This is a genomic window from Salinisphaera sp. RV14, from assembly GCF_052044135.1.
Lineage (GTDB): Bacteria > Pseudomonadota > Gammaproteobacteria > Nevskiales > Salinisphaeraceae > Salinisphaera.
Genome location: NZ_JBQDYF010000005.1, coordinates 1 through 19212, shown reverse-complemented (window position 1 = coordinate 19212; position 19212 = coordinate 1). Strand labels below are relative to the sequence as shown.

Here is a 19212-nt window from a genome sequence, read left to right as displayed (position 1 = left end):
TAACCGTTGGCATAAGTTTGACCGATGGGCGTGACCGCGCCATACGCTACGCCAAACGACGCTCGTGGTTCCTGGCCCAAGCCCGAGTCGCCTGCCTTTGCTTATGGCTCGATATTTCGTGACGACACGGCCTGAGCCGTCTCGATGTATCCATTCGAACATCAAGGCGCCTATGTGTTTCGCTCTTCACGAATCCATATCGCCGGAACAGACGCTATCGCGCAGCGCGCTTTTCCGCACCTTGCCCGTTGCCGTACGCGGTAATCCGCCGAACACCACGCGACCCGGCACCTTGAAATGGGCCATGCGCTCACGGCAGAAGCCGATCAGTGCAGCCTCGTCCACGCGGCTTTCGGCACCCTCGACCAGGGTGACAAAAGCGCACGGCCGTTCGCCCCAGTGCGGATGCGGTTCGGCAACCACGGCAACCTCGGCCACCGCCGGATGCTCGTAGAGCACGCTCTCGATCTCGAGACTAGAAATATTCTCGCCACCGGAGATAATGATGTCCTTGGCCCGATCCTTGATCTCGACGTAGCCGTCGGCATGCCGCACCGCCAAATCCCCGGTATGGAACCAGCCATCGGCGAAGGCAGCATCGGTTTCTTCGGGGTTGTTGAGATATCCCTTCATCACGGTGTGCCCGCGCAGGCACAACTCGCCGATGGTCTCGCCGTCGTCAGCCACCGGTTTACCGGCCTCATCGAGTACGGCGACGTCTTCGATCGCGAAGTTGGCCACCCCCTGACGCGCCATGCGCGCGGCACGTGCCTTGGCGTCCAGTTGCTCCCAGGCGGGTTGCCAGACACATAGCGTCGAGGGGCCGTAGGTCTCGGTCAATCCATAGAGATGGGTGATGTCGAAGCCCAGTCGCCGGGCACGATCGATCACCGCAGCCGGCGGCGCCGCCCCACCCAGCGCGAAATCCGCTCTTGTCGACAGACTCAGACCGCGATTCTCGAAATCGGTCAGCAGACTGTTGAGCACAACCGGGGCGCCGCAGAGATGGGTGACCCCGTGCGTTTCCATGCGTTCATGAATCAAGGCCGCATCAACGCTCTCGAGACAGACATGGGTCGCGCCGGCCGCGGTTGTGGCCCAGACATATCCCCAGCCGTCACAATGGAACATCGGCAGAGTCCAAAGAAAGACCGAGTCCGGGCCCATGTGAAAGGCCATGGCATTGGCCATGGCGGCCAGATAAGCGCCGCGATGGTGATACACGACACCCTTGGGGGCGCCTGTCGTGCCCGAGGTGTACAACAGCGTCAGCGCATCCCACTCATTAGCCACGCCGGGCGGTTCGAAGGCCGGATCGCCGGCTGCGATCAGATCCTCGAAGCGTTCCCCGACCAGCGATCCCGCGGGTGTGCCGTGACTGTCGACCACGATGACCTCGGGCATTTCGCGGTCCAGGATATTCCGCATATGCAGGACGATTTCGGCAAAAACATGATCGCAGATCAATGTCGTCGCCTTGCCGTGCGCCAGCATGGTAGCGACCGATGGTGGATCCTGACGCGTATTCAATGGATTGAGCACCGCCCCGAGCATCGGCACGGCATAGCGCGCTTCGAGCATTTCATGCGTATTGCGACACAGGATCGCCACCGTATCGCCCCGTTTGATGCCGCGTTCCGCCAAGGCGCTGGCCAAGCGGCGACAACGGCGATCGAATTCGGCATAAGTCAACGTCATGTCGCTGTCGATGACAGCATCGCGGTCGCCATAAACCACCGCCGAACGCCGTAAAAAGCTCAGTGGCGACAATGGGATGTGGTTGGCCGAACTACGGTCTAGCCGGTCATAGTCGGCTTGGGCCATGGTCTCCTCCGTATTGTTGTCACCAGTCGACCATGGTCTTGCGAACGGCCGCTCGCGGAATTTTTATCAGTGCCGGCATCCTTGTTACAGCGACGACTGCAAGTGCCCGCCGTCAACGACCAGGGTCGATCCCGTCATGTAGGAGCCGGCGTCCGAAGCGAGTAACAGCAAGGGAGCCGCCAGCTCGTGGGGCTGCCCCAGTCGTTTCTGCGGTATGCGTCGGATCATCTTCTGTCCCGGCTCGGACTCGAAGAATTCACGATTCATGTCGGTTTCAATATAACCGGGCGCTAATGCGTTGACACGAATATTGTCCCGCGCCCACTCCAGTGCGAGAGCCCGGGTAAGCTGTTCCAGCGCGCCCTTGGAGGCAGCGTAGGCCGCCAGGGCCGGCGCCACCCGATGACCGAGAATCGAACTCACGTTGATGATCGCGCCACCCTGCCCGGCAGCCTTGAGCCGTCGGGCCGATTCCTGCGCGATTCGCCAGCAGCCGCTCAGGTTGACCTCGATCGTACTGCTCCAATCTGCTTCACTCATATCGAGCGCCAGCGACGGTTTAGCCACACCCGCGTTGCATACCGCGATATCGACGACACCCAGCTGGGCTTCTATGCTGTCAAAGCCCGTCTTTATCGAACCCGTGTCCGTGACATCCAGGGGCACGATCGCCGCGCGACCGCCGACGGCATCGATGGCTTCAGCGGTTTTCTCCAACGGCGCACGCCGGCGGCCGCACAATGCAACGCGGGCACCGGCATCGGCCAGAATCTCGGCAAAGCTGCTGCCCAGGCCGCCGCCGGCTCCGGTCACCACGGCCACGCGATTTTCAAGACTGAAATACTCTCTCATGCCACTACTCGTTGACGTTCAAACAAACGATCGACGTCAGCGCCGCCCCGCCAGGCCAGAGACAGGTCGGTGAAATCGGGCCCGGGCCTGATCGATCGGCCAGGATCTCGTGGATACGGGCCACCTTCGTCGGCGCGATCTTCAACGCAAGATCGGCTTCGAACCTCTTCTTCAAGTCCGGGATGCGCTCGGCGCGCCGCCGTCGATGGCCGATCGGGTAGTCCACCGACGCCTTACCGGCCGCCGAGCCATCGCCGAATAAAACCTGCACCGCATTGCCTATGGCGCGATAGGCCTGGCCGATCGGTGTATGCACCACAGTCTGACATCTATAGCAGACATTCGAGCGCTCGTGGCCAGCAGTCAAGGCGCCGCCTTCAAGATGCATCGACAAGCCAGCGCCCCTGGCGGACCAGCGGCGGGCCGCGCGCCGGTTTTGGCAAGACGCGCTGCAACCGGGCCGACAAAGGCTTGTCACGGCGCGATCTACCGACCATGACCGGCTTGTCCCGGAGGGTCGGGCCGCCCTCTTGATTCCACTGACACTTCCCCCGGTTGGCATCGCCACGGATACGCGGAATCACGATAAACAAAGCTTGCCCTGTCTCAGGGTCCCTACGCGCAACAGAGGCAATCTCCGGTATTCCCGGGACCATTCAAAGTGGCACTGTCTGGATTGGGCGCTGCTACTTTAGTTTGATATATGCCGCATACATGTTTCTCCCTCGCTATATTCGAGTATCTTCGAGTTCTTCTACGTCCGGGGAAACACGATGGAAACGAACTCGATCAGAACATGGCCAGGCCAGGCATACCGGCGTTTGCGGTGCCTTTTCGCCGCCGGTTGTCTGCTAGCGATCATGCCGGCACTGGCCAGTGCAGCTCAGCCCATCAACATCGGCGTCGTGGCGCCGCAGGAAACACTGGAAGGCAAGTCAATCGTCAACGGCGCCAAGCTGGCGGCCGAGCATATCAATGCGGCGGGGGGCATCGACGGCCGGCAGATCAAGCTTTTCTTTTATGACGACCATAAATCCGCCTCGGACGGCGTTCGTGCCATGCAACGCGCCGCCAATCGCGATCATACGGTCGCGATGGTGGGCACGTTCATCAGCGAAGTCGCCCTGTCGATGGAGCCGTGGTCGGCACGCCTGAAGATGCCGTTCATCGTCACCGGCGCCGCCAGTCCGAAGATCACCCAGCGCGTGCACAACCACTACAGCGAATACAAATACGTGTTTCGCGACAAGCTTAATGCGCACTTCATGGCCGAGTCGGTGATTGATTTCATCCACCACAGCCTTGCCCCCAAAGGGTTCAAGCGCGCTGCGATTATGGCCGAAGACTCCGCCTGGACCGTTCCGCTCGGCCAAACGTGGAAGCAGAACCTGCAATCCCAGACCAACGTCAAGATCGTCAAGGAAGTTCGCTATTCGCCCGATACCAACGACTTCGGCCCGATATTCAACCAGATTGAAAACAAAAAAGTGCCTCTCATCCTGACCGGCTGGGCGCATACCGGTTTGCGACCGACCATTCAGTGGTCACAGCGGCAGGTACCCGCGCTTCTGGTGGGCGTGAACGCACAGGCAGGCAGTTCGAGCTTCTGGCAGAAAAGCAACGGCGCGGCCCAGGGCGTGATCTCGCAGTCGAGCGCGGTGCCCGGCGCGGCCCTTTCGGACAAGACGGAGCCGTTTACGCAAGCCTATCACGCGAAATTCCACAATTTTCCCGGCTACACCGGTTATACCACCTACGATGCGCTCTATCTGCTCAAGAATGCGATCGAGGCGTCGCATTCGACCGATCCGGACAAGATGGTTTCGGCGTTGGAGCAGACCGATACCACGGGCACGATTGGCCATATCAAGTTCTACGGCAAGCAGTCGCAGTACACGCACGACCTGCAGTTCGGCCCGGGATTGACGACGGGCGTGCTATTCCAGTGGCAGGACGGCAAACAAGTGCCGGTGTGGCCGGCGGCGGTGGCCAAACCGGTCAAAATACCGTCATTCGTGAATCCGGCTTCCTGATATCGCATATCAGACGGCCCGGGACCGGCGCCTATGCGCCGGTCCCGGCATTTCGACCTCGGAGCGCTGCGTCGCATCCGACCCGGCACATCCCGTATTCCGATCGTTTATTGACACCGGCACGTGAACGCTTGGTGTGATTTATTCGCATTCGTGCGCGCAGGCGAACTGACAGGAGATTGGCATTTGGCACATCTAGCCGCTGAGATCATCATCAACGGCATTGTGATCAGCGCGATCTATGCGCTGGGCGCAGTGGGATTCACTCTCATATTTGGTGTGTCCGGCGTTTTGAATCTCGCGCACGGCGCGCACTTGGTGATTGCGGCCTTTGTGGCCTGGTTTACGATCCAGAGCCTGGGGTTCGATCTCTGGAGCGGCAGCCTGGCCGGTATCGCTGCCTCGATTGCGTCGGCCTATATCCTCTACTTCGCCGTCGTGCGGCCGATCGAGCGTTCTCGACGGATACCGGATGAAGAAAAAGAAGTGTTCATCCTCACCGCGACCCTGCTCACCGGGATCATCGTACAAGGGGTGTTCGGCTACCTGTTCGGATCGAACCCGGTGACGACACCGGCGCTCGCCACCGGAGTGGTTCATCCGTTTGGGGTCACCACATCCATCAACGAGCTTCTCATCGGCCTGATTGCCTGGCTCATCATCGGCATGGTCTGGTTCTTCATCAACAGGACACGGCTTGGCAAGGCGTTGCTCGCGGCGTCGATGACGCCGGCCGCGCTGGGTCTGATCGGCGTCGAGCTGATGTTCGTCAATCTGGTTGTCTGGGGATTATATGGCCTGCTGACCGGCATTTCCGGCGTGCTGCTGGCCTCGTTCCTGGGCGCCAGCCCGGATGCGATACCCACAATGACCGCGCTGGCCTTCACGATCGTTATTCTCGGTGGCCTGGGCAACGTACTCGGTTCGTTGGTCGCCGCCTACATCATCGGTTTCATCGGCACGCTGACGGCCTATCTGATTTCTTCCTCGATCACCGAACTGCCGGCGCTTTTTCTTTTGGTCGTGGTCTTGCTGCTACGGCCCCAGGGGCTGTTCGGCCGGCGATGAGCACCCGCGCGGATTTTGTCACATGAATCGCACTTCCCTTGTTTGCCTCTGGATTGCACGCAAGCCGCGCCCCACGCGCTCGGAGGCTTCGATGCTATTCCCTATTCGAAAATGCCCGGTGAACCCCGATGCCGCCCGGTTATCACGCCTATTCACGCAAACGCCGGGTGCCTCGTTAGCCGGACCGGGTGATTCGATATGACTTCATATCTTCGTTCGTTTCAATTCTGGATCATGCTGGCCGTGCTCGTCGTACTCGCCCTGCTGCCGTACGAGTCTTCTTATTACATCCTCGGCGTCCTCACCATCGCTTATATCTTCACCGGTTTTGCGATGTCTTGGGATCTGCTGTTCGGTTATTCCGGCGAGGTGAACTTCGGCCCGACCTTTTTCATCGGCGTCGGCGCCTACGCCAGCGCCCTGCTGAACGTCCACACCGACCTCGGCGTGTGGTCCTGCATCGCGCTTGGCGCGTTCGCTGCAGTGGTTGCCGGATTGTTGATGGTGGCACCGGCGTTGCGGTTGCGCGGGCCTTACTTCGGCGTGATCACGCTCGTCGCGGCGCTCATACTCGAAAAACTGATTGTCACCTTCTCCAGTGTCACCGGCGGCGAAGTGGGACTCGGTGTCCCGGGTCTGCTTTCGCTGAGCGCTTGGGTGAACTACTACGATGCACTGATCTTCATGCTGATCAGCGGACTGGTCCTGTTTTTGATCGGCCGTTCATCCATCGGCCTGATACTGGAGGCCAGCGGCCAGGATCCGATCGCGACCCAGGCACTCGGGATCAATATCGTCAAGTACAAGATTGTCGGATTCATCCTCAGCGCGTTCATCTCGGGCTGGGCGGGCGCCATGATGATCTTCTATTTCGGCACCGTGTCGATATCCACCGTGGTCGCGGTTTCGGTCACGCTGCAGGTGATTATCTCGACCATTCTCGGCGGGCGGCGTTCCATCATCGGGCCTGCCATCGGGGCGATCTTCATCATCGTCGCCAACGAGATACTGCGCCCGCTCGGCCAATTGAACAACGTGGTCGTGGCGCTGGTCGCCCTGATTATTCTGCTGTCGTTTCCGGACGGCTTCATCGGACTCATTCATCGACTGGGACGGCGCGGCACGTGACTGCGATACTTGAGGTATCTGATTTAAGCAAGCGGTTCGGCGGCGTTCAGGCCGTCAACAAGCTATCGTTTTCAGTGGATGCGGGTGAGATCCTCGGCCTGATCGGCCCGAACGGTTCGGGTAAATCGACCACGCTAAGCCTGCTGATGGGCGTCCAGCGTGCGGACGACGGGCATATCCGGTGCCAAGGGCGCGACGTCAGGAAAGTGCGACTGTATCAATCGGCGGCCCATGGGCTGGCCATGGTCTTCCAGCATTCCCGCCCGCTCAAGCGCCAGACCACGATCCAAAACATCAAACTCGCCCTGCTGAGCGGCGGCCTTCTCGACTGCCTGCCGCGACCCGCGCTGACCCGACGTGCACGGGAAGTCGCCGACTGGGTCGGGCTATCCCGGGTCGCCGACGTCACGGCCGATCAGCTGTCGTTTTCGGAACTGCGCCGGCTGGAATTTGCCAAGGCGCTCGCGCTCGAACCGCGCGTTCTGTTGCTCGATGAACCGTTCGCCGGTCTCGCGCCCGCCGAAGTCCGGCAGTTCATCACGTTCATTCGCGAGTTCCAGAGTCCGGAACGCGGCATCGTGCTCGTCGACCACAATGTCAAAGCGGTTGCCGGCCTGGTGGATCGGGTCGTCGCCATGCATCAAGGCGCCCGGATCGCCGAAGGCACCGCCGACGAAGTCATGCGCGACGCCAAAGTCCGCGAAGTCTTCCTTGGCACCGCAATGGAAGACCGTACCGGACACAAGCGGACCGAGGCGCCGCGCGCCGACGCCCCGCCTTTGCTGAGCACGCGCATCGACGGGGTTCGATACGGAAAGGCCGAAGCCCTGCAAGAGGTCTACATCGACGTTGCCAAGGGCGAGTTCGTTTCGGTGGTGGGCCTGAACGGCGCCGGCAAAACCAGTCTGTTCAACGCGATCACCGGTTTTGTCGACTACCAGGGCGATGTGCTGTGGCAAGGCAGCTCGATCAAGGGCCGGTCGTCGGCTTCAATCAGCCGGAGTGGAATCGCTCACTGCCCTGAGGACCGCAAGCTGTTTCGCTACATGTCGGTCGAAGAAAACCTCGAACTGGGTGGCTTTTATCTCGATCGAAAGGCCAAACAGGAGACGCTGGGAGAGGTTTTCGAGCTGTTTCCGCGGCTCGCGGAGCGCCGCTGGCAGCTCGCCAACACACTCAGCGGCGGCGAACAGCAGATGCTGACGATCGCCCGTGGCCTGATGCTCCGACCCCAGCTGTTGATACTCGACGAACCCACGCTCGGGCTGGCGCCGCTGATCATGGACTCGATTTCGGACGCCCTGGAAACGCTGCGCACGCGTTTCAATACGACCATCCTGCTTGCCGAGCAGAACCTGCATTTTGCGCTGCGTCATTCCGAGCGAATTTTTCTGCTGGAGAATGGCGTCATCAGCTGGCGCGGTGACACCGAAGCCTTCGAGAGCGAAGTGGGAGAAAGCTATATTTAGTCTGGGTTCAGCATGAATGAGCGCGCCGACCGCGGTGCCAATGGGTTTTACGGGCGCTATTTCGAAGGCCTGCCGAATGGACGACTCTCGCCGGAGCAATATTTCCCGTGAAATCAGAAGAAAAAGACGACGAATGCGATCAGTCATAAAGCCGGATCAGCGCTTTGACCCGGGTCCGGGCCATCACGACGCCAGAAATCATTTTAATCTGATTAGCCACGAGCGTTATACGATGAGAAAGCCAGGATAAAAACAATCAGAGGAGATATCAATGATGTGTTCCAATCGACCCGGTCAACGTATTCTCGCGGCCGGTTTATCCGCCGCCATGCTTCTGCCGGCGGGCGCGGCGTGCGCCGATTCGCCCCAACCCATCCCCATAGCGGTGATTGCCGCGCAGTCCACCATCAACGGCAAGGGGATTATCCAGGGCGCGCAATTGGCTGCCCAGAAGATCAACGCGGCAGGCGGGATCAACGGCAGACCCATAAAGCTGATCACCATGGACAACCATTCGTCCGCGTCCGATGGCGTGCGGGCGTTTCAACGGGCGGTCAAACAGGATCACGCGGTCGCTGTGGTGGGCACATTTATTAGTGAGGTCGCACTGGCCCAGGAACCCTGGGCAGCCCGACTCAAGGAGCCGTTCATCATCACTGGCGCCTGGAGCACCAAGGTCAACGAACGAATTCACAACAACTACGCGCGTTACAAGTATGTGTTTCGTACCACGTTCAATTCCAATACCGGCGCCCGGGTGGTTTGCGGTTACGCAAAAGACATCCTGTCTAAAAAATTGGGCTACAAGCGTGCCGCAGTGGTAAGCGAGGACTTTGCCTGGACCAAACCGCTGGATAAAGAGTATATGAAATGCCTACCGAAAGCCGGCCTCAAGATGGTCGATCACGTGCGTTTCAGCGGCGATACCAGTAATTTCAGCCCGATCTTCAACCGCATCGAAAAACATAACGCAGGCGTCATGATTACAGGCATGGCCCATGCCGGCACCCGGCCCACCGTGCAATGGCACAGCGGGCAAAACCCGTTTCTGTTTGCCGGCTGGAGCTCACAGGCCGGATCAAGCAGTTTCTGGAAAGATACCAACGGTGCCACGGAAGGCGTAATCACCGGCACGGTGGCGTCAGACAAGGCCGCGATCACACCCAAGACGATCCCGTTTGCGAACAAGTTCGAAAAAGCCTTTGGCACGTCGCCTTCTTACACGTCTTATTCGACCTACGACACCCTGTTCATCCTCAAGAACGCAATTGAGCGGGCCGGCACGACGAACGCCGACGCCTTGGTCAAATCTTTGGAAAAAACCGATTACGTCGGCACGCAGGGCCGCGAGCAGTTCCTCGGCCGCGACGCGAAGTTTGTCCACGGTCTCAGATTCGGCAAGAAATATGTATCCGGCATCGCGATTCAGTGGCAGCATGGCAATCCGGTCGTGATCTGGCCGGCCAGTGTCGCAGACGGCAAAGTCGAACTGCCGAAGTTCGTGCCCGAGCCTGCCGGCTCGGGTTCGTGACAGAAACACGAACGCGGCTAACAAACCCGGATAGGACCCGGCACACAGGCGTGGGTCAACACCCCCCGTAGGTACAACGCCGGGCGCGTGGCCGCGCATCCGCTTCAGAGCGATAATGGCAATCACGACCTTCCACGGCCGATCGCCTGAACCTCGATCCCGTCACGCGCCTGGATTCGTGCTTGATGGGCGCTAACCGGCCGCGCATGACACATTAATACGCGCACGACCCCTGCGACCACCGCGGCAATATTCAGCTGCGTTACTCGTTAACTACTGATCCGGCATGAAAACACCTTCATGCCGGATCAATAACGCGAGTATGCGCATGCCTGCCCGCCACGGCCATGGGCCGCGAAGTCATCAACACAAAAAACGGACATGCGCCGGCTTTCGTTTTTCACGGCGTTGAAACCATCTGATTTTTCGGCTATTTCTGTGCCGGGTGATAGCGTACCTGCGAACTCCGCGCCCGCCGCTTTACAATGGGCGCGCAACCGCGACAAACCCGCCATCACCAGTTCACCGACCCGAGCCCATGACGCATATTTCGGATAACCGCGACCGCCTCATTTTCGCCCTCGACGTGCCCGACACCGATGCGGCCCGCGCGTTGGTCGCAACCTTGGGCGACACGGTCACCTTCTACAAGGTCGGCCTGGAACTGGCGATGTCGCCGGGCTATTTCGAGCTGGTCGACTGGTTGAAGACGCGCGGCAAGAAGGTCTTCGTGGACGTAAAACTGTTCGATGTCCCGGCCACCGTGGCGGCCGCGGTCGCCCGGCTGGATGCTCGCGATGTGGACTTCATTACCGTTCACGGCAACCAGGGCATCATGGAAGCGGCCGGCGCGGCGCGCAAAGGCAACGCGAAGATCCTGGCGGTGACCGCGCTCACCAGCCTGGATCGCGGCGACATGACCGATCTGGGATTCGACTGCGATATCGACGAGCTCGTGCTTTCCCGCGCCCGGCGCGCACTGGAAGCCGGCTGCGACGGCATCGTTTCCTCGGGCCTCGAACTGGAGCGCTTGCGCGCCGAGGCCCCGGAGACGCTGATCACGGTCACACCAGGCATCCGTCCCGTGGACAACGAGGCCCCGCCGGACGACCAGAAACGCGTGATGACACCGGCCCGAGCCATCGCGGCCGGGGCCGATTATCTAGTGGTGGGGCGCCCGATCCGGCAGGCGACGGATCCTGCGGCGGCGGCCGCGGCCATTCAGGAAGAAATCGCCGCCGCGGTGCTCGCGCGCAGCTGAGTCGGCTCAGGCAAAGCCGTAGAGCGCGGCCGGATTATCGACCAGGATGCGCCGGCGCGTCGCCTCGTCGGCCATATCCGCCAGATTGTCGAGCAGGACGGCATCGTCCGGGTAATCCGCACGCGCGACGCCGACATGCGGCCAGTTCGAGCCCCAGATCACGCGCTCCGGCGCATGCGCGATCACACGGCGCGCGATCGGCGCGACATCGGCGAAATCCGGCGCACCGACACGGCTGGTTTCGTACAGGCCGGCGATCTTGAACCAGGCATTGCCGCGATCGATCAGCCGCAGCAGAGTATCCACGCGTGGATCATCGGCCGATACCGGCGCCAGGAACTTGCCGGTGTGGTCGATGATGTAGTCGACCTGGGTCGCTTCCAGCGCCGGCCGGTGGCGCTCGATCTCGCGGCCGTCGAACTGCACCATCAAATGCCAACCCCATCCGCGGATACGGGCTTCGACTTCGGCCATGCCGTCGATACCCACAGCACCGCCCGGCAGATTCATGATACGGGCCCCGCGCACGCCGAGTGCATGGTATTCGGCCAGCTCGGCATCGGTCGTGTCCGGCCCGACGACCACCACACCGCGCGCGGTTTCGGCGCCGACGGCTTTCAGACCCGCGATCGTCGCGCCGTTATCGAACTGGTAAGCATTGGACTGGGTGATGACGACCCGTTCCAGGCCCAGGCGGCGCTGGACCACGGCATAATCGTCGGGCGTGGCCAGTTCGGCGATCGGCGGCCCGCCGGGCTGCGACGCGTAACCCTCGAGATAGACATGGATGTGACAGTCGGTTGCGCCTTCGGGCACATCGATCCGGGGTGCCGGGCCATCGAGAGGGCGCGTGTTAACCGGGATATCGCGCATCAATCGGCGTCCGCCCGGACATAGCGCGTCAACGCATCACGATCGATCTCGATGCCAAGACCGGGCCCCTCCGGCACGCGAACCCACCCCTGCTCGTGCTCGATCGGCGCGCGCAGGACCGCCTGACGAATCGGATTCGGGGTGCGGTCGAATTCCAGTATCGGCGCCCGGGGGCTGGGTCGCGGGGGCGCGAACGGGATGGTCGCCAGGCAATGCAGGCTGGCGGCCAGTGCGATGCCGCTGCCCCAGACGTGCGGGACGACACGCACGCCATACAGGCCGGCCATGTCGACGATACGACGCATTTCGCTGAAACCGCCGGTGCCGCAGACATCCGGCTGCAGGATATCGACCGCCCCGGCTTCCAGCGCCTGGCGCATGCCGTGGCGACCGTGCCAGGTTTCACCGCCGGCCAACGGCAAAGGCTGCGCTGCGCGCACCCGGGCGTACACCGCCGGTTCTTCCGGGATCACCGGCTCCTCGAACCAGTCGATGTCGAAGCGCGCCGCAGCTCGCCCGACTTCGATCGCCTCGAGTGCATCGTAACCGTGGTTGGCGTCGATCATCAGCCGGGTCTCCGATCCGATCGCCTCGCGTACCGCGGCGATCGTCGCCATATCCTCGTCGTAGCCAAACCCGATCTTGATCTTGACCGCAGCGAAGCCTTCCGCGACATAACGTGCCGTTTCCGCGGCGGTGGCCGCGGTGCGATCCGGGCCGTCCGGACGAAAGCCGCCTGTGGCATAGGCCTGGACCGTGTCGCGGAAACGACCGCCCATCAACGTGGACACCGGCACGCCGAAGTGCTTGCCCTTGATGTCCCAGAGCGCGATATCGATGCCCGACAGCGCGGTCACGGTCACGCCACGCTGCCCCTGATCGCGCAGCGCGTGATAAAGCTCCAGCCAACGCACGTCGGTAGCCAGCGGATCGCGCCCAATCAGCAACGCGGCGTATGCCTCGACCGCCGCCGCGTTCACCCGTGGCGGGCCGAGACACTCACCCCAGCCGATCGTACCATCGTCGCAGATCACTTCGACGAGACAGTGCTGGCGCCGCTCGAAGCGCCCGGAAGCGCTCTCGAATGGTTCGGCCAGCCCGTGATCCAGGCCGTGCGTGCGGACCTCCGAGACACGCATCAGCCGGCACTCCGAATGAGCGAAGCCATCATCTCGCTCTCCTCTTCGGTGAGATCGGTCAACGGCGGCCGCACGGGTCCGGCATCGAACCCAGCCCGGCGCACGCCAGCCTTGATCGCCGACACCGCATAGCCCACGTTGCGGTCGCGGATCGCAGCGAAGGGGTAGAAGAAATCGTTGAGGATGGCGGTCGTCTGCGCATGATCGCCGGCACGCAGCGCGTTGTAGAAGCGCTGAGCCAGCTCCGGCACAAAGTTGAACACGGCCGAGGAATAGGTCGTGACCCCGGCGCCCAGATAGGCCTCGGCGAACAGTTCCGCCGTCGGCATGCCACCCAGATACGTGAGCCGGTCGCCGAGTCGCGCCGTGATCTCGCGGACCAGACCGATATCACCGGAGCCATCCTTGAACCCGATGAGATTCGGGCAGCGCTCGCACAAGGCTTCGAGCGTATCGGCCTGCAGGATCGAGTTGCCGCGATTGTAGACGATCACGCCGACATCCACGGCTTCGCAGATCGTCTGGATATGCGCCATCAAGCCCGCCTGACTGACCCCGATCAGATAATGCGGCAACAGTAGAATACCATCGGCTCCGGCGGCCTCGACCTCGCGCGCAATCGATACGGCCATGCGCGTGCCATAGCCGCAGCCGGACACGATGGGCGTGTCACCGGCCGCGGCCTTGGCCTCGCGCACGATCTGCGGGATTTCCTCAGGCGCGAGCGAGAAGAACTCCCCGGTGCCTCCGGCGGCAAACAGGGTCGCCGCGTCGAAGCCGGACAACCAGCCGATATGCTCGGCATAGGGCCCGGGCGCGAAGTCGCCGTCGGCATCGAAAGGCGTGACCGGGAAGGAAAGCAGGCCGGAGGCCAGCGCGGACTTCAGTTCAATGGGCTGCATAAGATTCGGCGGTACCGCTCCGATTGCGTGGTGGATACCGCCGACCCTAACTCATCTTATCTCATAATTGAAGAGATATTACCACATGGTCTAAGCGCCACGAATCAGGCGCCGATAGCGATTCTGGCTACCCTTGAGGTGCGCCCGCATGGCTTCGCGGGCGCTGTCGATATCGCGTTCCGACACCGCCCGAATGAGGGCGAGATGCTCGGCCTGGATCTGCTCCATGTAGCCCTCGGGCGCAGCAGCCTCGACATTTTCGGGCAACGCCGAACGCGGTATCAGATGCTCCCCCATGAGGGTAAGAAATTCGCGAAAACGCGGATTGTTGGTGGCGTCCGCCACCGCCAGGTGCAGCGCCATATCGGCCGCGACGGTGGGCTGATCCGCTTCGATGAGACGGTTCAGATCGTCGAAGCGTTCGAACAGAATCTCTTCCTGAGCCGGCGAGCGGCGCTCGGCGGCCAGCGCCGCGGCCTCGATCTCGATGGCCGAACGCAATTCCAGCACTTCGATCATCGAGGATATTCGCGCCCGATCCACCGGTTTGAAGCCAGGCCCCTGCTCGGTGGGCTCGCGCACGAAAACGCCCACGCCATGGCGGACATCGACCAGCCCATCGGCGCGCAGTGAAGCGATAGCTTCCCGCACCACCGTGCGGCTCACGCTGTATTCGCGCGTCAGGCCCGCTTCGCTGGGCAGCTTGTCGCCCGGCCGCAGGTCGCCACCAACGATGAACTCGCGCAGACGACCACTGACTTCGGCGACGAGATTGCGTCGGTTCTTCTTCTTTTTCGATGGTGCAGCCGCACGTTTTTTTGGCGTATCCGCGCTGATTTCTGGATTACTCACGTCATTCACCCCTTGGTGCTCGAGCCGGTCCCACTGTCAGATTTTCCCGCCCAGCCATCCGCAGCAAACCATGCCTTTTCGACCAACGTCTTAATTGTATGATCACCGTAGCTCTGTCATCTTACAACAACCGTGATCGGCACGCACCGAGGAAGGAGCCGCATAATGACAATGAGTACACTCACCCACCGAACTCTGCTCGCAGCCGGTCTGGTGGCTGGCCTATCGCTGGCCGCGTCGGCCTCCGCCACCACCTGGCGCGGATGGAACATCCACAGCCCCGGCTATCCCAACTCGGTGGCGCTCAAGCAGTTCGCCCAAACAATCACCAAGAAAACACACGGCGACATCCAGGCCACGGTATACAACAACGCCGTGCTGGGCGATCAAACCGATGCCATTCAGCAGGTCAGCAATGGCGCAATCAATTTCGCGAACTTCAACATGAGTCCGATGGGCCAGTACGTACCCAAGACCGACGTACTCTCCCTACCCTACCTGTTTAACAGTGTGCAGCAGATGCACCACGTCATGGATGGCCCGATCGGCGACCGGTTCGCCGCCGCCATGAAGAGAAAAGGCCTGGTGGTGCTGTCCTGGTTCGATTCCGGCGCACGCAGTTTCTACAACTCGAAACACCCGATCCGAAAGCCGTCCGATCTGAAGGGCATGAAGATCCGCGTACAAGACAACGACTTGTACGTGGACATGGTTGCGGCCCTCGGCGGCAACGCCACGCCGATGCCGTTCAGCGATGTCTACCAGGCGCTCAAGAACGGGGTGATCGATGGCGCCGAGAACAACTATCCGTCCTACAAGGAGACCAACCATTACGAAGTGGCGAAGTATTACTCGGAAGACGACCACCTGATCGTCCCGGAGTGTCTGTGTATCTCCAAGGCCAGTTGGGACGCGCTATCGGCCAAGGATCAGAAGATCGTGCGCCAGGCCGCGATCGCGGCCGCCAAGGAACAGCGCCGACTCTGGGCCAAGGATTCGCACGAAGCCAAGAAATACGTCGCGAACCACGGCGCCAGGATCAACCAGATCAAGAACCTTAAGCCGTTCCAGGACGCCATGAAGCCGGTCTACGCCAAGTTCTACAAGGCGCACCCGGCGCAGAAGAGCCTGGTGCAGAAGATTCGCAATACGCAGTGAACGATGGCCATGAGCGTGCTACCCGCGACTGATGAACACGATATGCCGGCCGCCAGGGCGGCCGGCATTCGGCAACCGCCGGCCGGCAAGTCGCCGCCGGATTCGCCCACGCCGCCCGTATTGGCGGCGGTACGTCGGGTTCTCGACGGCATCGCCTGGCTCTGCATGCTGGCAGCCGGCATGGGCCTGGTGTTCATCGTGGGCAGTTTCGGCTGGCTGGTTTACGGACGCTATATACTCAACAACACGCCGACCTGGATCGAACAGCTCTCATTGCTGCTGATCATCTACATCGTCTGCCTCGGCACGGCGGCCGGCGTGCATCGACACACGCATCTGAGCATCGACTTCGTGCGCAAGGGGCTTCCTTACTGGCCCCGACATACCTTGCACGTGCTGGCGGACCTCATGGTTATCGCCTTCGGCGCCATCATGGCCTGGCAGGGCTGGGTTCTTACGCTCACGAATGCCAATCACGAGCTGCCGATGCTCGGCGTCACGGCGGCGTGGCGCGCCGCGCCGCTGGTGCTCTGCGGCATCCTGATCGTCGCGTTCACTATCTTCGACTTCATCGAACGCCTGTTCGCCGGGCCGGGAGCGACACGCTGATGGGACTGATCATTCTCTTCGGGCTTTTCTTTGTCGGCTTGATCGCCGGCGCGCCCGTAGCCTTCGCGCTCGGACTTGCTTCTATCGCGACCTTCCTCTACGAAGGGCTACCCCTGTTCGTCGCGTTCCAGCGCATTCTGTCGGGCATTGCGAGTTTCTCGTTGCTGGCAATACCGTTTTTTATCTTCGCTGGCGAACTCATGCTGCACGGCGGCATCGCCAACCGGCTGGTCCGCTTTGCAGCCGCCGCCGTAGGCCGCATGCGCGGTGGGCTCGGCATGGTGGACGTCGTCTCCTCGATGCTGTTCGGCGGTATTTCCGGTTCGGCCGTGGCCGATACCTCGGCGCTCGGCTCGATCCTGATGCCAGTGATGAAGGAAAAAGGCTACGACGCCGACTACGCGGTCAACGTGACGGTGACGTCGTCCACCGCCGGCGTAGTGATCCCGCCAAGCCACAACATGCTGCTCTATGTGGTGGCCGCCGGCGGCGGCATATCAGTGGGCAAGCTGTTCATCGCCGGCATCGTGCCGGGCATTCTGATGTGTCTGTGCCTGGCGGTGGCCGCCTACGCGGTTGCGGTCAAGCGCGGCTACGGTTCGGAGCCTTTCCCCGGCTGGATGGTGCTGTTAACGAGCTTCATCGTGTCGCTGCCGGGTCTACTCACGGCAGTGATCATCGTCGGCGGCGTGCTGTCGGGCGTACTCACGGTGACCGAATCCGGCGCTTTCGGCGCCATCTATGCGCTGGTCGTCACGCTGCTCGTATATCGCGAGCTGACCTGGAGCGCGTTTAAAACAGCAGTCGCCCAGGCAGTGCGCACAACCTCGCTGGTAATGATTCTGGTCGGCTGCGCCTCGGCGTTCGCCTATCTGCTGGCGCTATATCGCGTACCGGACAATCTCGCGACGTTTCTGACCTCGGTGTCGAGCAATCCTTATGTGATCCTGCTGTTGCTCAACCTCATGCTGCTGGTGCTGGGCATGATCATGGACATGGCCGCGCTCATCCTCATCTGCACCCCCATATTCCTCCCGGTGGTCACCGATATCGGCATGGATCCGATCCAGTTCGGCGTGGTGATGATGATGAACCTGGGGCTCGGCCTGTGCACCCCACCGGTCGGCGCCTGCCTGTTTGTCGGCTGTGCAATCGGTGATATCCCCATCGAGCAAGCCGCCAAAACGATCTGGCCATTCTATCTGGCCATCCTCGCAGCGCTCATGCTCACGACTTATATCGCACCGATATCCATGACGCTGCCGCATCTTCTGAATTGAAATCGCTAAGGAGCAAGCCATGCTGCAACGGCTTCTGTTGACGGGCGCGGCCGGCGGTGTGGGCACCGCTCTGCGGCCGCTCGTTTCGCGGTTCGCGACCCATGTGGTGCTGTCGGACCGTCAAGGCATCGACGATATTGCCGAGCACGAGAGTTTTACCGCCTGTGACCTGGCAGACCGCGCGGCAGTGGATGAACTGATCGCCGGCTGCGACGGCATCATCCATCTCGGCGGCATCTCGGTCGAAAAGCCGTTCGACCAGATCCTCGATGCCAACATCATGGGCGGCTACAACCTGTTCGAAGCCGCCCGTGCCCATGGCCGGCCGCGCATCGTGTTTGCCAGCTCCAATCATGTGGTCGGCTACTACAAGCGCGAAGACAAACTCGACGCACAAAGCCTGCCCCGGCCGGATTCGCTCTATGGCGTCTCCAAGGCGTTCGGCGAGAACCTGGCCCGCCTGTATTTCGACAAGTTCGGCCAGGAATGTCTGTCGATCCGGATCGGATCGTGTTTCGAGCAGCCGAAGAACCCCCGCATGCTCGCGACCTGGCTGGCGCCCGAGGATCTCGCGGACCTGTGCGAACGCGCCTTCACTGCCCCGCGGCTCGGCAACACCATCGTCTATGGCGCCTCCGACAACGACGAGCGCTGGTGGGACAACTCGGCCGCGGATTTCCTGGGCTGGCGACCACGCCATAGCGCCGCCCGGTGGCGGGATACGGTGCTTGCCGAGGCGGCCCCACAAGATCCGGACGACCCTGCCGTGGTCTATCAGGGTGGCGATTTCGCAGCCGCCGGCCATCCGGAAGACACCCACTGATTGTGTTGAACATACACACGCCCAGCGCTTGTATTACATGGTGATCGTCACCATCAACCCGCTAACGGCTCAAAGGAGCGAAGGCGCGCCATGGCGACAGATGGAATGTCTTCGCTGTTCTTAATTGTCTTGATCTAGAAAGGAGCTCTCCATGCCCGAGATCACCGGCCAACAGTTCATCAAAGGCTCGCGCGTGGCCGCCGGCTCGACCCCGATGTCGAGCAAGGCCGCCGAGGACAACACCCCCTACAAGCAGGACTTCTTCGAAGCGACATCCGTGGAAGTCAGCGCCGCTGCCGAAGCCGCGCACGACGCCTTCGATACCTTCTCCACCACCGATCCGGAAACCCGCGCAGCGTTTCTCGAAGCCTGTGCCGACGAGATCGAAGCGCTCGGCGATACGGTCATTC

General features: G+C 61.5%; 17 protein-coding genes and 1 pseudogene. 11 read left to right on the top strand and 7 right to left on the bottom strand.

What is annotated here, in order from left to right; genetic code table 11:
- Positions 1 to 186: 186 nt before the first annotated feature.
- The 3 genes from ACS8Y6_RS06885 to ACS8Y6_RS06875 all read right to left on the bottom strand — a co-directional run bounded on the left by ACS8Y6_RS06885 (position 187) and on the right by ACS8Y6_RS06875 (position 2995).
- Entirely contained in the window at positions 187 to 1824 is a 1638-nt protein-coding gene (locus ACS8Y6_RS06885) for an AMP-binding protein (protein ID WP_440849988.1), read from the bottom strand.
- A gap of 84 nt (positions 1825 to 1908) precedes the next feature.
- The gene (locus ACS8Y6_RS06880) at positions 1909 to 2676 is read right to left on the bottom strand and encodes an SDR family NAD(P)-dependent oxidoreductase (protein WP_440855266.1); all 768 of its coding nucleotides are present in this window, start codon (positions 2674 to 2676) and stop codon (positions 1909 to 1911) included.
- A 4-nt stretch (positions 2677 to 2680) separates the two neighbouring features.
- Entirely contained in the window at positions 2681 to 2995 is a 315-nt protein-coding gene (locus ACS8Y6_RS06875) for a hypothetical protein (protein WP_440855265.1), read from the bottom strand.
- Positions 2996 to 3536: 541 nt separating this feature from the next.
- Between ACS8Y6_RS06875 and ACS8Y6_RS06870 the strand changes: the two genes are divergently transcribed.
- The 6 genes from ACS8Y6_RS06870 to pyrF all read left to right on the top strand — a co-directional run bounded on the left by ACS8Y6_RS06870 (position 3537) and on the right by pyrF (position 11166).
- On the top strand, positions 3537 to 4709 hold the full coding sequence (locus tag ACS8Y6_RS06870; protein WP_440849985.1) for an ABC transporter substrate-binding protein: 1173 nt from the start codon (positions 3537 to 3539) through the stop codon (positions 4707 to 4709).
- 153 nt (positions 4710 to 4862) lie between these two features.
- Positions 4863 to 5777, top strand: a complete 915-nt coding sequence (locus ACS8Y6_RS06865; RefSeq protein WP_440849984.1) for a branched-chain amino acid ABC transporter permease — start codon at positions 4863 to 4865, stop codon at positions 5775 to 5777.
- 198 nt (positions 5778 to 5975) lie between these two features.
- Entirely contained in the window at positions 5976 to 6905 is a 930-nt protein-coding gene (locus ACS8Y6_RS06860; RefSeq protein ID WP_440855264.1) for a branched-chain amino acid ABC transporter permease, read from the top strand.
- Entirely contained in the window at positions 6902 to 8374 is a 1473-nt protein-coding gene (locus ACS8Y6_RS06855; RefSeq protein WP_440855263.1) for an ATP-binding cassette domain-containing protein, read from the top strand. Before ACS8Y6_RS06860 ends, ACS8Y6_RS06855 begins: the two co-directional genes overlap by 4 nt.
- A 271-nt stretch (positions 8375 to 8645) precedes the next feature.
- Positions 8646 to 9905 (top strand): ABC transporter substrate-binding protein, encoded by a 1260-nt coding sequence (locus ACS8Y6_RS06850; protein ID WP_440855262.1) that lies wholly within the window; start codon positions 8646 to 8648, stop codon positions 9903 to 9905.
- Between the two features lie 538 nt (positions 9906 to 10443).
- Positions 10444 to 11166 carry an orotidine-5'-phosphate decarboxylase gene (gene pyrF / locus ACS8Y6_RS06845; RefSeq protein WP_440855261.1) on the top strand — a complete coding sequence of 241 codons (723 nt, stop codon included), beginning with the start codon at positions 10444 to 10446 and terminating at the stop codon, positions 11164 to 11166.
- A 6-nt stretch (positions 11167 to 11172) separates the two neighbouring features.
- Here pyrF and ACS8Y6_RS06840 read toward each other — a convergent pair whose 3' ends face one another.
- From ACS8Y6_RS06840 to ACS8Y6_RS06825, 4 genes are all read right to left on the bottom strand, one after another.
- Positions 11173 to 12039, bottom strand: a complete 867-nt coding sequence (locus ACS8Y6_RS06840) for an amidohydrolase family protein (protein ID WP_440855260.1) — start codon at positions 12037 to 12039, stop codon at positions 11173 to 11175.
- Complete coding sequence (locus tag ACS8Y6_RS06835) at positions 12039 to 13178, bottom strand: mandelate racemase/muconate lactonizing enzyme family protein (protein ID WP_440855259.1); 1140 nt, start codon at positions 13176 to 13178, stop codon at positions 12039 to 12041. The genes ACS8Y6_RS06840 and ACS8Y6_RS06835 overlap by 1 nt, the downstream gene beginning before the upstream one ends.
- Positions 13178 to 14080 carry a 5-dehydro-4-deoxyglucarate dehydratase gene (gene kdgD / locus ACS8Y6_RS06830; RefSeq protein ID WP_440851680.1) on the bottom strand — a complete coding sequence of 301 codons (903 nt, stop codon included), beginning with the start codon at positions 14078 to 14080 and terminating at the stop codon, positions 13178 to 13180. The genes ACS8Y6_RS06835 and kdgD overlap by 1 nt, the downstream gene beginning before the upstream one ends.
- Positions 14081 to 14170: 90 nt before the next feature.
- Positions 14171 to 14932 (bottom strand): FadR/GntR family transcriptional regulator, encoded by a 762-nt coding sequence (locus ACS8Y6_RS06825; RefSeq protein WP_440855258.1) that lies wholly within the window; start codon positions 14930 to 14932, stop codon positions 14171 to 14173.
- 165 nt (positions 14933 to 15097) lie between these two features.
- Here ACS8Y6_RS06825 and ACS8Y6_RS06820 point away from each other — a divergent pair, with 165 nt between their 5' ends.
- The 5 genes and pseudogenes from ACS8Y6_RS06820 to ACS8Y6_RS06800 all read left to right on the top strand — a co-directional run.
- The gene (locus tag ACS8Y6_RS06820) at positions 15098 to 16090 is read left to right on the top strand and encodes a TRAP transporter substrate-binding protein (RefSeq protein WP_440855257.1); all 993 of its coding nucleotides are present in this window, start codon (positions 15098 to 15100) and stop codon (positions 16088 to 16090) included.
- Positions 16091 to 16099: 9 nt separating this feature from the next.
- Positions 16100 to 16699 carry a TRAP transporter small permease gene (locus ACS8Y6_RS06815; RefSeq protein WP_440855256.1) on the top strand — a complete coding sequence of 200 codons (600 nt, stop codon included), beginning with the start codon at positions 16100 to 16102 and terminating at the stop codon, positions 16697 to 16699.
- The gene (locus tag ACS8Y6_RS06810; protein WP_440855332.1) at positions 16699 to 17979 is read left to right on the top strand and encodes a TRAP transporter large permease; all 1281 of its coding nucleotides are present in this window, start codon (positions 16699 to 16701) and stop codon (positions 17977 to 17979) included. Before ACS8Y6_RS06815 ends, ACS8Y6_RS06810 begins: the two co-directional genes overlap by 1 nt.
- Positions 17980 to 17998: 19 nt before the next feature.
- Positions 17999 to 18802: an NAD-dependent epimerase/dehydratase family protein gene (locus ACS8Y6_RS06805; protein WP_440855255.1), complete on the top strand. Its 804-nt coding sequence runs from the start codon at positions 17999 to 18001 to the stop codon at positions 18800 to 18802.
- 151 nt (positions 18803 to 18953) lie between these two features.
- Positions 18954 to 19212: pseudogene (locus ACS8Y6_RS06800) on the top strand (aldehyde dehydrogenase (NADP(+))); the annotation flags it as partial.

Excerpts from the sequence above, each read along its gene's own strand:
- ACS8Y6_RS06860 (WP_440855264.1), top strand. The coding sequence starts at position 5,976 with ATGACTTCATATCTTCGTTCGTTTCAATTCTGGATCATGCTGGCCGTG.
- ACS8Y6_RS06810 (WP_440855332.1), top strand. The coding sequence starts at position 16,699 with ATGGGACTGATCATTCTCTTCGGGCTTTTCTTTGTCGGCTTGATCGCC.
- ACS8Y6_RS06880 (WP_440855266.1), bottom strand. The coding sequence starts at position 2,676 with ATGAGAGAGTATTTCAGTCTTGAAAATCGCGTGGCCGTGGTGACCGGA.
- ACS8Y6_RS06820 (WP_440855257.1), top strand. The coding sequence starts at position 15,098 with ATGACAATGAGTACACTCACCCACCGAACTCTGCTCGCAGCCGGTCTG.
- ACS8Y6_RS06805 (WP_440855255.1), top strand. The coding sequence starts at position 17,999 with ATGCTGCAACGGCTTCTGTTGACGGGCGCGGCCGGCGGTGTGGGCACC.
- ACS8Y6_RS06835 (WP_440855259.1), bottom strand. The coding sequence starts at position 13,178 with ATGCGTGTCTCGGAGGTCCGCACGCACGGCCTGGATCACGGGCTGGCC.
- ACS8Y6_RS06870 (WP_440849985.1), top strand. The coding sequence starts at position 3,537 with ATGCCGGCACTGGCCAGTGCAGCTCAGCCCATCAACATCGGCGTCGTG.
- kdgD (WP_440851680.1), bottom strand. The coding sequence starts at position 14,080 with ATGCAGCCCATTGAACTGAAGTCCGCGCTGGCCTCCGGCCTGCTTTCC.
- ACS8Y6_RS06850 (WP_440855262.1), top strand. The coding sequence starts at position 8,646 with ATGATGTGTTCCAATCGACCCGGTCAACGTATTCTCGCGGCCGGTTTA.
- ACS8Y6_RS06840 (WP_440855260.1), bottom strand. The coding sequence starts at position 12,039 with ATGCGCGATATCCCGGTTAACACGCGCCCTCTCGATGGCCCGGCACCC.
- ACS8Y6_RS06815 (WP_440855256.1), top strand. The coding sequence starts at position 16,100 with ATGAGCGTGCTACCCGCGACTGATGAACACGATATGCCGGCCGCCAGG.
- ACS8Y6_RS06885 (WP_440849988.1), bottom strand. The coding sequence starts at position 1,824 with ATGGCCCAAGCCGACTATGACCGGCTAGACCGTAGTTCGGCCAACCAC.
- pyrF (WP_440855261.1), top strand. The coding sequence starts at position 10,444 with ATGACGCATATTTCGGATAACCGCGACCGCCTCATTTTCGCCCTCGAC.